This window comes from Henriciella sp. AS95 (genome assembly GCF_038900055.1).
In the GTDB taxonomy this organism is placed as follows: Bacteria; Pseudomonadota; Alphaproteobacteria; order Caulobacterales; family Hyphomonadaceae; genus Henriciella.
In genome coordinates this window covers 683,213-695,938 of sequence record NZ_JBBMQM010000001.1, presented here as the reverse complement: position 1 = coordinate 695,938, position 12,726 = coordinate 683,213, and the positions used below count along the sequence as shown (strand labels likewise).

The following is a 12,726-nucleotide window of genomic DNA, read 5'->3' as shown; positions in this document are numbered from 1 at the left end:
CACCTTCATGATGTAACGTGAAGGTGACATCTAGATCAGAGACAATGTAACGTCAACGTTACATAGCGTGCTTATTTTTCATCCACATAGACTTCGCCGCTGAGGTCATCCAGTCTTGATTGCAAATGGGCCCGCACGTCCTCAACCGCCTGGTTGTAGACGGTGGGCCCAAGTGTTTTCAGCATGATGTCGAGGATTTCACTGGCGCGGAATGCGCTGAGCGTCTCGTCGAATTCGGTGGAGAACAGCTTCTGGAGGTGCGCGATCAGCGCGTCGCGGCGCTCTTCCGTCAGCTCGATCTCTTTCATTCCACCACACCGACGATCGGCCCCATGTCGAGGCCCTGTTCGTCGCGGCCATAGGCGGGCGCGTAGATGCGCGAGACCTGCCCATCAAGGAAGAGTGCATTCGGGGCGCGCAGTTTTTCACTGAAAAGCGTCGCAAAATCGTGGAAGGTCACCGGCACATCCGAGATCACGAAGAAGACCGTCTCCCCATTCGCGGCAACACCCACGCCATTGCGGCGCCTGCGGGAGGTCCCATCAGGGTTCAGCGACGGGTGAATCTCACCATCGACCACCACCATGGGGCCTGACTGCGTCGCGAAATCAGGGTCGAGCCCCTCATCGAGATAGGTCTGGGATTCGGTGACGCCGGCCCGGTTGCCGTCGAGCCAGAAGACGCCGTTTGGCTTCATGTGGAAGTTGCCGGGGCCATCATTGGTGTTGACGGTCGCAACATCGCCATTGCCATCACGGTAGAAACCGACGGGGCGGCGGTCATCGTGATACATGCCGCCATTCATCGCGAAGACGAGCGCTTTGCCCTCAGCTTTCGCCGCATCGGACACTGCGCCGAACTGAAGATATGGCTCACCTTCGTCATTGTTGAGGAACAGGCGGATATCGTCGCGCGCGGCGTTGAACGTGCAGACGGTGAATGGGCTGGATTTGTGCTCAAGCGAGCGGCAATTGTCGCCGACGGCTGGCTGACCAAGGCCGCAGCTGGCCAGGGCGAGTGACGCCGCAGCCACGAAGATGCTCCGCAAACGACGTGTCATCCTGCCTTGCAAGTCAAATCACCTTTCCACCGGGGACTTGCCCCGACTTTACCATCACCCACAGCCACATAGGTGGAAGGGTTCGCTGGTTCGATCAACTCCCGCATGCAATCAGCGTTCCGTGGCGAGAATATGGTTTGCCGGTCAGGCTGCGATCAGGCGGTTGCCGCCGCTTCATAGGCCTCGCTGGCGGCGAGCCAGGCCTCCTCTGCCTTGTCGAGGTCAGCCTGCGCCTTGTCGCGAGAAGCACCAAGGCGGACCGCCTCGTCGGGGTCGCGCTCATAAAGCGTCGGATCGGCCAGTTTCGCATCGAGTTTGGCGATCACACCGCGATGCTTTTCCATCTCGCGCTCTGCAGCAGAAATCTGCTTGCGGATGTCGACCGTGGCGCGGCGGATGTCCGATTCCGAGCGCTTTGGAGGTGGTGGCGGGGCCGGCGGTTCATCCGGTACGATGGTGGGCGCACCACCGCGGGTCTTGTCGGCAGCGAGCACCAGCGCGCGGTAATCCGACAGATCACCCTCATAGGGCGCGGCTTTGCCATCATTGACGAGCCAGAGCCGGTCAGCCGTCGCTTCGGCGAGGTAAACATCGTGCGTGATGAGAAGGACGGCGCCTTCATAATCGTTCAGCGCATGAATGAGCGCCTCGCGGCTATCGATATCGAGGTGGCTGGTCGGCTCGTCGAGGATGAGAATATGCGGCTGTTTGAGGGCGGTGAGGCCGAGCAGCAGACGGACCTTTTCGCCGCCAGACAATTTCTCGACCTTGGTCTCTGCCTTGTCGCGATTGAAGCCGATATTGGCGACGATGGAGCGGATCTGGCCATCACTGGCCTGAGGGCGCATGCGGCGCACATGGTCGAGCGCATTCTCGCCTTCATTCAGCTCATCAAGCTGGTCCTGGCTGAAATAGCCGATTTCGACTTTCGGCGCGGCGACGCGGTTACCACCCAGCAGTTTGAGCCGGTTCGCAACGGATTTGACGAGGGTAGACTTGCCCTGCCCGTTGGCCCCGACAATCGCGATGCGGTCATCATTGTCGACGCGCAGCTGGACATTGCGCAGGACGGGCTGGCCAGGTGCATAGCCGAGATCAGCATCGTCCAGCACAAAGAGCGGCGAAGCGAGTTCACCCGGCGCCGGGAACTCGAACGGATGGGTGCGCTCTTCCAGCGGGATGATGATGTCCTGCATCTTCTCCAGCATCTTGAGGCGCGACTGGGCCTGCGTCGCTTTCGAGGCCTTTGCGCGGAAGCGGTCAACGAAGCTCTGAAGGTGGGCTTTCTGCTTGTCCTGCTTGGTTTTCTGGGCCTGGGCGAGGGCGAGTTGCTCGGCCTTCTTCTTCTGCCAGCTATCATAATTGCCGGCATGCACGGTCAGCTTCTGGTGCTCCAGAGCGAGAATATGCGTCACAGCGCTGTTCAGAAGCTCCCGGTCATGGCTGACCAGCAAGACAGTGTGCGGATAGGTCTTGAGATAGCTCTCAAGCCAGGCGGCACCCTCAAGGTCGAGATAGTTGGTCGGCTCGTCCAGCAACAGCAGGTCAGGCTCAGCAAAGAGCACGCCAGCCAGCGCGGCGCGCATGCGCCAGCCGCCGGAGAACTCTTTACAGGCGCGCGAGAGATCGGCCTGCGAGAAGCCGAGGCCGTTCAGGATCGAGGCGGCCCGCGCTTCGCCAGACCAGGCATCGGTCGTCATCAGGCGCTCGTGAATGTCGGCAAGTTCGTCAGGGTCGGTCACGGTCTCTGAGGCGTGCATCAGCTGGGCGCGCTCGGTGTCTGCGGCGAGCGTTTCGTCCAGCAGCGTGCGGTCGCTGGCTTCGACCTCCTGCGCGACCCAGCCCATCTTGGCGGCTTTGCCGATGCGGATCGCGCTGTCGCTTTCCTGCAGGCTCTCGCGGATGAGACGCAACAGGGTTGATTTGCCGCTACCGTTGCGCCCGATCAGGCCCACTTTCCAGCCAGCCGGAATCCGCGCCGAGGCGCCATCCATCAGCACCCGGCCCTGAATCCGGTAAGTAAGATTGTCGATCGTCAGCATGGCGGGGGTGCTAAGGCGTTCGGGCTACCTTAGCAAGTTGCCAATCGCGCCATCCAACTGGACGTAGCTGCTAGGATCTTCGGTCGGCGAAAAAGCCCTATTCAATCAAGTAGGCGGTATAGGGCTGCGATTGAGACGTTTCAAATCTTGCGAAACCCTTGCAAATTTCTTTTCCGCCTTGCGGAGGTTCTTCGCTTTCGCCAACAAAGCGCACTTCCCCTGAACGTTTGTTGACCCCATCGAAATGCATAACAAACCAATTCGCGTGCTTTACCGGCTTGTTTGCGAAAATTGTCGAGAATCCGAAAGCAGTGAGATCGTATCCCATGCTGTAGAGCTTTGTTGCCTCGTCTCCCGCGCGCTCTGCCGTATCAAAAGCCTCTCTATTCGATCCAGAGATATACAGCTTAAACACGGGCAAACTCCTGTTACATAAGTCAGTTGCTGCAGGCGCGCTGAATATCTTCGATCGAATATTCCCCTGGACTATCAAGTAAGGATCCCAGAAAATCCTCTGCTCCAAAAACTGAGTCCTCGTTCCACCCCAATCGGCGAGCAATTCGCTCAGCTTCATCTGGGTCATAATAACCGTCAATGCACTCGCCAGCATCTATTCGGCTGTCGATTTCGGGTGGGCTCAAATATTCTAGGCTCTCAAGGGTGCCAGCCAACTTGGCCACAGATGTGGGATTAGTGCTTATATTCCTTGCGGCACGGCCCGTCGCAAATCCATGAGTCAACGTGTACCCATTGTTCTCTACGCTGTTTTCAAAAACGACGATCGCGCTTTTCGCATCGGTTTGACTAGCGTTATAGCCACCGCTCTTTTGAGGCGCATACACATAAAGTTCTCGCTTGATAGCAAGTGAAACCTCAGCCGGCGTCGGGTTCGTTCCGGCCGTTGCCTGAACCGTCACACCTGCGCTGAATCTGTCATATATCGCAACCGGAGCATCGTTTGCACAAGCGGCGAGGGTCGTCGCAGCGAAGGCCAGAAGACTTGTCTTTGCGGAAAAGCATCGAGCGTAGCCAACCATCATGTACCCCCCTCGCCATCCTTCTTCTCCTCGCGAATAGCTTTGAACCTTTCGAAGCACCCTAGAGCTTCAACGCCACCGGGACTTTTTGAAAGTTCGTCAGCGGCCTCGCCGACGGCGAAATAGTCGGCAACTTCCACGTCTACGAAATTGGATACTGTTGTTTCTGAGCAGCCCAAGGCGGACATTGCTTCACCGTCTGTAGCGCCATCAGCTGTTCCAACTACGGGTATAATTTTCCGATACGCCCCGACAACTAAAGACCCACCACTTTCGGCCGTTGACACTGACCCGTCTATACCTAGAACTGTTCGCTGATAGTAGTATACCGAATTCGAACATCCGGACAACATAAAGCTTGCCAGTATTAGTCGAGCCAGCATTCCGATTTGCCGAAGCACCCCCGTGTAAATAGGTGATTTTTACTGTCGAATTCGATTTTTGCAACCCCAGATTTCAAATTTTCGAGGTTCGAAACTAACGTCTGGCTTGTTGCACCCAATGTGATGCCGAAGTCCGGCGCACCAATTCGCAGGTCTAACCCAATAACCTTGCGATGCTCAAAGATTACAATGTTGACGTTTTGGCGCGATTCGGTTTCGACCTGAATCGTACCTGTTATCATGGTCACCGATCCTAAGCTTAACGCATTTTGAACCCCTGAAGAAATCCAGGGCCCGAAGGTCTTTCGCTCCTCGAACTTTATGGCGCCCGACGTATCGAGTTGATCGGGATTCAGTACTTCGTGCGAAACACATGCTCCAAGCAATCCCGCAGTGATAAGGAACGCCAGGATCCGCACGTCACTTCCTTCCCATCTTCGTCATCTTCCGCATCAGGCCTTCCTGGGCGACCGAGGCGACGAGCTTGCCATCGCGGTTAAAAATGGAGCCGCGATTGAAGCTACGGCCGCTGCCGGCCTTCGGGCTGTCCATGGAATAGAGCAGCCATTCATCCGCGCGGATCGGCTCATGGAACCAGATCGCATGGTCGAGGCTGGCGGTCATCAGGTCCGGGTTTATCCAGTGCAGACCGTGCGGCCGCAGACTGGAGCCGAGCAGGCCCATATCGCTCGCCCAGGCGACGAGGCAATGATGCATGGCGGGAGACGCATCGATCTCGCCATCGGTCTTGAACCACATCTGGTTCACATCTGACTTGGGCTCGGGCTTGAACGGATTGATGCCGCTGATCTCCTTCATCACGAAGGGCTGTGGCCGCATCCATTGCTTGCGCATTTTTTCCGGGATCCTGTCGGCATATTCGTCAACGTACTCTTCTCGCGATTTCAGGTCTTCGGGCGGCTTGGTTTTGGGCATCTCATGCTGGTGCTCCCAGCTTTCTTCATGCACATGGAAGGACGCTGTCATGTTGAGGATTTGCTGGCCGTGCTGGATCGCAACAACGCGCCGGGTCGTGAAGCTGCCGCCATCCCGGGAGCGGTCCACCTCATAAATAATCGGGATTTTCGGGTCGCCGGGGCGGATGAAATAGGCGTGGAGTGAATGGCACAGCCGGTCATCCCCCACCGTGCGATAGGCCGACGCCAGCGCCTGCGCGATGACCTGGCCACCAAAGACGCGTGGCCGCTCAGCCTCAAACTCCGGCGTGAAGCCGCGGAACAGGTCCACTTCAAGACGCTCAACGTCGAGAAGGGCTAACAGATCGGAAACGGCTTCAGTCATATTTCAAACTCTTCCCCATCAGAATTCTAACCACGCGCGATTATCACTGTCGGCAGAAACGTCAAATCTGCGCGCGGCATCAAGCAAATCCGAAAGCTGATTGCTTCGCGCCCCAAGCGCAAGGCCGGGTTATGAAAACGCTGCTGAAAAGCCTGAAACGTGAAGCAACTGCCATTCGAGTGCTGCTCGGAGTGAAGCGCTGGCTGGATCCGGTGACGCCGGACTCCACCGAGCTTCTGGCTGATGATTTTGAGAAAGTCGTCGACACGTTTGCCGACAAGACAGCTTTCCGCTTTGAAGGCCGCGAGATGAGCTATGGCGAGTTTGATACCTATGCGAACCGCGTGGCTCACTGGGCACTGGCCTGCGGGCTCAAACGCGGCGAGACGGTTGCGCTGTTCATGGACAATTGTCCGGAATATGTCGCCATCTGGTATGGCCTATCGAAGGTTGGCGTCGTTCCGGCGCTGATCAATAACCAGCTGGCCGGCCAGTCGCTGGCTCATTGCATCAATATTGTCGACGCGAAGCTGGTCGTCGCCGGGGCCAATCAAAGCGAGGCCATGCGCTCGGCAACCGAGTTCATGACCGATACGCCGGACGTCTGGAGCGTGGGCGGGGCGTGCGGCCTGTCGCTTGATGAAGACCTGCCAAATTTCTCCGCTGAGCGGCCTTCCGCAGAGCTTCGCGCCGGCCTCACCAATGCAGACAATTGTCTCTATATCTACACGTCCGGCACGACCGGCCTGCCCAAGGCCGCACGCATGTCTCATGCGAAAGTCCGCTCGACGATGCGCAGTTTCATCGTGCCCTGCGGCATCACCAGGAATGACCGCGTCTATGTCGCCATGCCACTCTATCACACGACGGCGGGCCTCTGCGGGATCGGTGTCGCGCTGATGACAGGCGCCACAGTCGTGCTGCGCGAAAAGTTCTCCGCCACCGCCTTCTGGAGGGATTGCGTGGAAGAAAAGGTCACGGCCTTTGTCTATATCGGCGAGATCTGCCGCTATCTCCTCAATCACCACACCTCGATCAATGACCGGGCGCACAAAGTCCGCGTCGGCTTCGGCAATGGTCTGCGCGCCGATGTCTGGGGCGCCTTCCTCGAGCGGTTTGGCGTCAAGAAAATGGTCGAGTTCTACGGCTCCACCGAAGGCAATGTGAAGTTCATGAATTATGACGGCACGATCGGCGCCTGCGGCCGCGTGCCATGGATTGCCCGCAAGACCTACAGCCACGTGGCCTTCGTGAAATACGATGTCGAGAGCGATGCGCCGGAACGCGATGAAAATGGCTTCTGCGTCCGCGCGCCGGTTGGCGAGGTCGGCGAAGCGATCGGCCGGATTGGCGAGGATACCATGACCCGCTTTGAAGGCTATCAGAGCGACGAAGCCTCACAGAAGAAGATTCTGCGCAATGTCTTCGAGGAGGGCGACGCCTGGTACCGGACCGGCGACCTGATGCGCCAGGACAATCTCGGCTACATGTATTTCGTGGACCGCGTTGGCGACACCTATCGCTGGAAGGGCGAAAACGTGTCGACGAATGAAGTGGCCGAAGCACTATCTGATATTCCGGGCATCCAGACCGCGAACGTTTATGGCGTGCCGATCCCCGGCGCTGAAGGCAAGGCTGGCATGGCATCGGTCACGACCAATGGCTATCTCGACTATAAGGACCTTCTGGATCGCCTGTCCGCGCGCCTGCCGAAATATGCGATCCCGGTCTTCATCCGCGAGCAGCAGGAAGCCGTCACGACCGGCACGTTCAAATACCGCAAGGTAGAGCTGGCCGAGGATGGCTATGATCCTGAGCGCGTGAGTGACCCGGTCTGGTATGTCGACCCCGAAACGGGCGCCTATCGACGCCTTTCAACCGAAGACTTCAAGAAAATCGGATCGGGCGGCGGGCGCTTCTAGCGCCCCATCGCTTCGCGCACGAGATCGGATTCGGCTTCCGCCACGATGGCGTCGATGACGCTGTCGGAATTGACGCGCTCCTTGCCGACTTCAAGCATGACCGGGACGGCGAACGGGCTGATCCGGTCGAGCTTCTGATGATCGATCTTGCCGCGAATACGGGTCAGCATGTCAGACAGGCGGCGAATGTCGAGCAGCCCGGTGGCCGCGTCCTGGCGGGCGGCCTGGAGCAGGATGTGGTCCGGCTCATGGCTGCGCAGGACGTCATAGATGAGGTCGGTTGAAAACGTGACCTGGCGACCGGTCTTTTCCTTGCCGGGCAGGCGCCGCGCAATGATACCGGAGATCTGGGCGGCCTGAGCAAAGGTCCGCTTCATCAGCGGGCTTTCATCCAGCCACGCCTCAAGATCATCGCCCAGCATGTCCGGGTGGAACAGCGCGTCCATGTCGATCGTGGACATGTCATCCATCGCCCAGACAGCCATCGCATATTCAGACGCCACAAAGCCGAGCGGCTTGGCCCCTGCCCGCTCCAGCCGGCGCGTCAGCAACATGCCGAGCGTCTGGTGGGCGAGGCGGCCTTCGAAGGGATAGGTGACGAGATAGTGCCTGTCGGCGCGCGGGAAGGTCTCGACGAGGAGATGGTCCGGCGGCGGGATTTCCGATTTTTCGCGCTGGATCTCGAACCATTCGCGCACCTGATCGGGAAGGCCCTGCCACTGCTCCGGGTCATGGATCATGTGGCGCACCCGCTCGGCAAGGAAGGTGGTCAGCGGGAACTTGCCGCCATTATAGGTCGGGATGGCGGGCTTGTCGGTCTTGGCGCGTGTCACCAGCACATCGAGTTCGGAGATGCCGATGAAGCGCAGGATTTCGCCCGCGAACAGGAAGGTGTCGCCGGGTGTCAGCGTGGAAATGAAGTATTCCTCGATCTCGCCCAGCTTGCGGCCGGGGCGGATGGCGCGCTGCTCGCCGCGCACCTTGGCCGTCTCCTGCCCGCCTTTCGCTTCGCCAATCTTGCCGACAAAGTTTGCAAGCCGGACATTGAGGAGCTGTGCCTCGACAATGGCGCCAACATTCATCCGGTGCTGCTGGGCATCACGCGCTGTGCGCACACGCCAGACGCCATCCTGCATGCGGACGATGCGTTTGAAGCGGTCATAGGTCTTGAGGGCGTAGCCGCCGGTCGCAACAAGATCGACGACGCGTTCATAGGTCTCCCAGTCGAGGTCTTGATAGGGGGCCGCGCGGCGGATTTCGTCAAAGAGCGGCTCGAGCATGAAACCGACCCCGCAGGCCCGGCCCATAATATGCTGGGCGAGGACATCGAGCGCGCCCTGTCGCATCGGCTCGCCGTCGATCTCACCGGCTTCGACAGCGGCTTCAGCGGCGCGGCATTCCAGCACCTCAAAGCGGTTGGTCGGCACGAGCAAGGCGCGGCTCGCCTCATCCATGCGGTGATTGGCGCGGCCGATGCGCTGGATGAGACGGGCCGCCCCCTTCGGTGCGCCCATCTGGATGACGAGATCAACGCCGCCCCAGTCAATGCCAAGGTCGAGCGTTGAGGTACAGACGACGCCCTTCAGCACGCCTTTTGCCATCGCCGCTTCGACCTTGCGGCGCTGTTCGACGGCGAGCGAGCCATGGTGGAGCGCGATGGGCAGCGCGTCTTCATTGGCGCGCCACAGCTCCTGAAAGATGAGTTCCGCCTGGCTGCGTGTATTGACGAAGACAAGCGCCATCTCGGCCTGTTTTATGGCCTCATAGACTTCCGGGATCGCGAAGCGCCCCGAATGGCCGGACCACGGGATGCGCTCACGCGAAACGAGGATATCGATATTCGCGCCGACACCGCCTTCAGCGCGGATGAGTCTGGTTTCTCTCCCGTCGCGCTTTGGCAGCCAGGAGGCGAGCAAGCCCGGATCACGGACGGTCGCCGACAGGCCGACGAAGCGGCATTGCGGGGCCCATGTCGCGAGCGTCGCGAGGCCCAGCGAGAGCAGGTCGCCCCGCTTTGAGGCCGCAATCGCGTGGATCTCGTCAATGATCACGCATCTGAGGTCAGAGAAGAATGCGTCGGCATGGTCAGAGGCAAGAAAGAGCGCGAGCTGTTCCGGCGTCGTCAGCAATATGTCCGGCGGATTGGCCCGCTGGCGCTGGCGTTTCGATTGCGGTGTGTCGCCCGTGCGCGTTTCGATGCGGATGTTGAGGCCCATCTCAGAAACCGGCGTGTTCAGATTGCGCTCAACATCCGTCGCGAGCGCCTTGAGCGGCGAGATGTAGAGCGTGTGGAGCGCAGGGCGCTTCTTGGTTTTATCACCCGCTTCGTCCCGGATCATGTCCGGGGCTTTTCCTCCCCCGTTCACGGGGGAGGTGGGCGGCGAAGCCGCTCGGAGGGGGGAGCCATCAACCGTATCGATTGGCGCTTGCCCCCTCCGCCCTTCGGGCACCTCCCCCGCAGGCGGGGGAGGAGAAACCGCACCACTCAATTCGATCAGGCTTGCGAGAAACCCCGCCAGCGTCTTGCCGCCGCCCGTCGGCGCGATCAGCAAAGCGCTGTCGCCGTCGAGGGCGGTTTGCGTCAGCGCCAGCTGGTGTGGACGCGGTGCCCAGCCCCGGCCTTGAAACCAGCCCTCGAACCGGTCTGGCAGGTGAAATGTCTGGGGCGCGGCGTCGGGCATGATTACAAGATAGATCGTTGCGCGCCTTCCCGCATCCTGTTCATGTAAGTTTCAGGCGAGCGGCCCTCAAATGTCCGCAAAACCATCGGAGCCTCTATGCGCGCCCTCATCGCACCTGCCGCCCTCACCCTTGTCTGCGCAATCCCAGCATCTGCCGACCCTCTCCTGCAGAAGGCCCGCGCGTCTACAGATGCCGACGGGCCGCTCTATGCCTACGAGGTGGATTACTTTGATGGCGACGTACGCACGGTCGGAAAGATCGATCCCGGTCAGCCGGAAGGCAGCCGGATCAGTGTTTACAGCCCGGATGAGAGCGAATGGGACGAGGATTTCCGCGAGATGATCGAGTCGATGGATGAAGGCGTCGACGGAGACATTTTCTGCGACGATTTCGCGGCGCAGATTCCAGATGACGCCAAGCGGAGCGGCGAAACTGAAGACGGCGTTCGATATGCCTTCACGCCGCTGGCGGATGCCGACGCAGACGGAATGGAGCGGAAGGTCATGAAGCGCATGACGGCGAGCGCTGTGCTTAGCAAGGAGGATGGGCAGGTGCTGTCGATGCAGATGTCACTGCCAAAGCCCTACAAGCCGTCAATTGTCGCAAAGATCGAGACCTTCACGCTGGATGTGTCGTGCGCGCGGACGCCGGATGGTCGGACTTATTTGCAGGACATGCAGATGAAAGTGTCCGGCTCGGCCATGATGCAGAGCTTCGATCAGACGGTCTCGAGACGCATCACAAAGCTGCTTGAGCCTGTGACGCGCCCCTGATCGAACCTAATTGTCCTGACGTTCGAGATCGGAAGCGGCGGTGCGGGCCGACAGAATATCAGAGGTCGCCATGTCGATGCTCGACAGCACGTCGCGTGTGAAGGCGACAATGTCGAAGCCGTCCTGCCCGGCAACATCAAAGCCGCGGCGCACGATCACAACATCAAGCGACGGGACGATCACCATGTACTGACCGCGATTACCGATGCCGGCATAGGTATCACTTGGTATGCCGGGGAAGCGGTCCATCAGCCAGAAGCTGGCGCCATAGCCGAAAGAGGCTGGGTCGCTGCGGTCAGGCTGGGCCGAGCCGGGGGTCGAAACGAACTCGACAAAGCCCTGCGGCAGGATGCGCTCGCCGGCCCAATAACCGTCCTGGACGTAAAGCTGCCCCAGGCGGGCCATGTCGCGCGCGGTCATCCAGACCTGGCTTGATGAGACAAAATCACCGCCCCAGTCGGTTTCAAGCGTCGTGTTGAGCGCGCCGATCTTGTGCAGCAGCGCTTCGTACGGGAAACGCCAGTAACGCTGGTCATCCTTGATCGTCTCGCGCAGGCCCCGCATGGCGGCCAGCGTGTCATAGTTCGAGTACTTGAAGCGTTCGCCCGGCGTGACTTCGAGCGGATTGGTGAGTGCGGTATCGACGACACGCGCGCCGCCGAAATAGGTGCGGTCCGTACGGCTGCCGGTGACGCCGGAATCAAGACCGGTCGCCATCTGGAGGGCATCGCGCAGCGTGATGTTGCGGCGCGGGTCACCGCCAGCAGTCCAGTTCTCGACAAGCGCGGGATAGTCCAGATCCATCATGCCCTGCTCTAGCGCCGCGCCGATGATCGTCGCGGTGAGAGACTTTGCGACAGACCATGTGCGCTGCGGCGTCTCAGCATCAATGCCTCGGCCATAGCGCTCGGCCATGACCTGTCCGTCCTTGACGATGACGACAGCGCTGGTGCGGTTGCCGCGGCCATAGGTGTTGCCGTCAAAGGCAAAGTTCACCGGCGCTTCGAGGCGGACATTGTAGAAAGTGGAATCGACCAGGCGGACGTCTGAGCCAAGGGCCGTTGAGACATCGCTGGCCTGACGCGGCACCGGACCGCCAAAGCGCGGCAGCCAGTCTTCTGCGCTCGGATCGGCGCCAATCGGCAAGAGTGAACAGCCAAGCCCGTCGCGCCACACCGCAATGCGTGGCGGCTCTCCGCGCTCATAGCGCACGGCGACGGTGCGGTTGCGGTCATTGATGCTTGGCTCCGACGTAGAGCGCATGGGCTTGCGATAATCGACATAGATGCCGTCGAGCTCGTTGAATTCGATCTCATTGAGAGACTTGCCGGCGGTGAAGGTTGCCGAGCAGGTGAACAGCGCCTTGTAGCCGGCGGCCAATGCGTTCTGCATGATCTCGGTGTCGCCGCCCTCCTGCGCATTGGCGAGGGCGGGGGTGAGCAGGGCTGCAGCCATGACAGGCGCAATCAGTCGTCTCATGATCGAAAGGCTCCATTCAGATCGGATGTTTTAACGCTCACCTGTT

General features: G+C 59.9%; 11 protein-coding genes. 2 read left to right on the top strand and 9 right to left on the bottom strand.

The annotated features are described in order from the left end of the window. Positions 1 to 71 precede the first annotated feature (71 nt). From WNY37_RS03615 to WNY37_RS03585, 7 genes are all read right to left on the bottom strand, one after another. Entirely contained in the window at positions 72 to 308 is a 237-nt protein-coding gene (locus WNY37_RS03615; protein WP_342972095.1) for a DUF2164 domain-containing protein, read from the bottom strand. Further along, on the bottom strand, positions 305 to 1,060 hold the full coding sequence (locus WNY37_RS03610; protein ID WP_342972094.1) for a phosphodiester glycosidase family protein: 756 nt from the start codon (positions 1,058 to 1,060) through the stop codon (positions 305 to 307). Before WNY37_RS03610 ends, WNY37_RS03615 begins: the two co-directional genes overlap by 4 nt. A gap of 155 nt (positions 1,061 to 1,215) precedes the next feature. After that, on the bottom strand, positions 1,216 to 3,102 hold the full coding sequence (locus WNY37_RS03605) for an ABC-F family ATP-binding cassette domain-containing protein (protein ID WP_342972093.1): 1,887 nt from the start codon (positions 3,100 to 3,102) through the stop codon (positions 1,216 to 1,218). A gap of 97 nt (positions 3,103 to 3,199) precedes the next feature. After that, positions 3,200 to 3,517 carry a hypothetical protein gene (locus WNY37_RS03600; RefSeq protein WP_342972092.1) on the bottom strand — a complete coding sequence of 106 codons (318 nt, stop codon included), beginning with the start codon at positions 3,515 to 3,517 and terminating at the stop codon, positions 3,200 to 3,202. A 22-nt stretch (positions 3,518 to 3,539) separates the two neighbouring features. Next, positions 3,540 to 4,142, bottom strand: a complete 603-nt coding sequence (locus WNY37_RS03595; RefSeq protein WP_342972091.1) for a hypothetical protein — start codon at positions 4,140 to 4,142, stop codon at positions 3,540 to 3,542. Between the two features lie 364 nt (positions 4,143 to 4,506). Continuing rightward, entirely contained in the window at positions 4,507 to 4,941 is a 435-nt protein-coding gene (locus tag WNY37_RS03590; protein ID WP_342972090.1) for a hypothetical protein, read from the bottom strand. A 1-nt stretch (position 4,942) separates the two neighbouring features. Then, positions 4,943 to 5,824, bottom strand: coding sequence for an acyl-CoA thioesterase II (locus WNY37_RS03585; protein ID WP_342972089.1), 882 nt, complete (start codon positions 5,822 to 5,824; stop codon positions 4,943 to 4,945). Between the two features lie 131 nt (positions 5,825 to 5,955). Here WNY37_RS03585 and WNY37_RS03580 point away from each other — a divergent pair, with 131 nt between their 5' ends. Continuing rightward, entirely contained in the window at positions 5,956 to 7,746 is a 1,791-nt protein-coding gene (locus WNY37_RS03580; RefSeq protein WP_342972088.1) for a long-chain-acyl-CoA synthetase, read from the top strand. On the opposite strand, the gene WNY37_RS03575 is transcribed toward WNY37_RS03580, so the two are convergent. Continuing rightward, positions 7,743 to 10,427, bottom strand: a complete 2,685-nt coding sequence (locus tag WNY37_RS03575) for a ligase-associated DNA damage response DEXH box helicase (protein WP_342972087.1) — start codon at positions 10,425 to 10,427, stop codon at positions 7,743 to 7,745. The genes WNY37_RS03580 and WNY37_RS03575 overlap by 4 nt on opposite strands. Before the next feature lie 96 nt (positions 10,428 to 10,523). Here WNY37_RS03575 and WNY37_RS03570 point away from each other — a divergent pair, with 96 nt between their 5' ends. Continuing rightward, the gene (locus tag WNY37_RS03570; RefSeq protein ID WP_342972086.1) at positions 10,524 to 11,201 is read left to right on the top strand and encodes a hypothetical protein; all 678 of its coding nucleotides are present in this window, start codon (positions 10,524 to 10,526) and stop codon (positions 11,199 to 11,201) included. A gap of 6 nt (positions 11,202 to 11,207) precedes the next feature. On the opposite strand, the gene WNY37_RS03565 is transcribed toward WNY37_RS03570, so the two are convergent. Then, complete coding sequence (locus WNY37_RS03565; protein ID WP_342972085.1) at positions 11,208 to 12,680, bottom strand: serine hydrolase; 1,473 nt, start codon at positions 12,678 to 12,680, stop codon at positions 11,208 to 11,210. Positions 12,681 to 12,726: the final 46 nt, after the last annotated feature.

Bases quoted from the DNA above. Each gene is read 5' to 3' on its own strand.
- WNY37_RS03615 (WP_342972095.1), bottom strand. From the start codon at position 308: ATGAAAGAGATCGAGCTGACGGAAGAGCGCCGCGACGCGCTGATCGCG.
- WNY37_RS03610 (WP_342972094.1), bottom strand. From the start codon at position 1,060: ATGACACGTCGTTTGCGGAGCATCTTCGTGGCTGCGGCGTCACTCGCC.
- WNY37_RS03605 (WP_342972093.1), bottom strand. From the start codon at position 3,102: ATGCTGACGATCGACAATCTTACTTACCGGATTCAGGGCCGGGTGCTG.
- WNY37_RS03595 (WP_342972091.1), bottom strand. From the start codon at position 4,142: ATGATGGTTGGCTACGCTCGATGCTTTTCCGCAAAGACAAGTCTTCTG.
- WNY37_RS03585 (WP_342972089.1), bottom strand. From the start codon at position 5,824: ATGACTGAAGCCGTTTCCGATCTGTTAGCCCTTCTCGACGTTGAGCGT.
- WNY37_RS03580 (WP_342972088.1), top strand. From the start codon at position 5,956: ATGAAAACGCTGCTGAAAAGCCTGAAACGTGAAGCAACTGCCATTCGA.
- WNY37_RS03575 (WP_342972087.1), bottom strand. From the start codon at position 10,427: ATGCCCGACGCCGCGCCCCAGACATTTCACCTGCCAGACCGGTTCGAG.
- WNY37_RS03570 (WP_342972086.1), top strand. From the start codon at position 10,524: ATGCGCGCCCTCATCGCACCTGCCGCCCTCACCCTTGTCTGCGCAATC.
- WNY37_RS03565 (WP_342972085.1), bottom strand. From the start codon at position 12,680: ATGAGACGACTGATTGCGCCTGTCATGGCTGCAGCCCTGCTCACCCCC.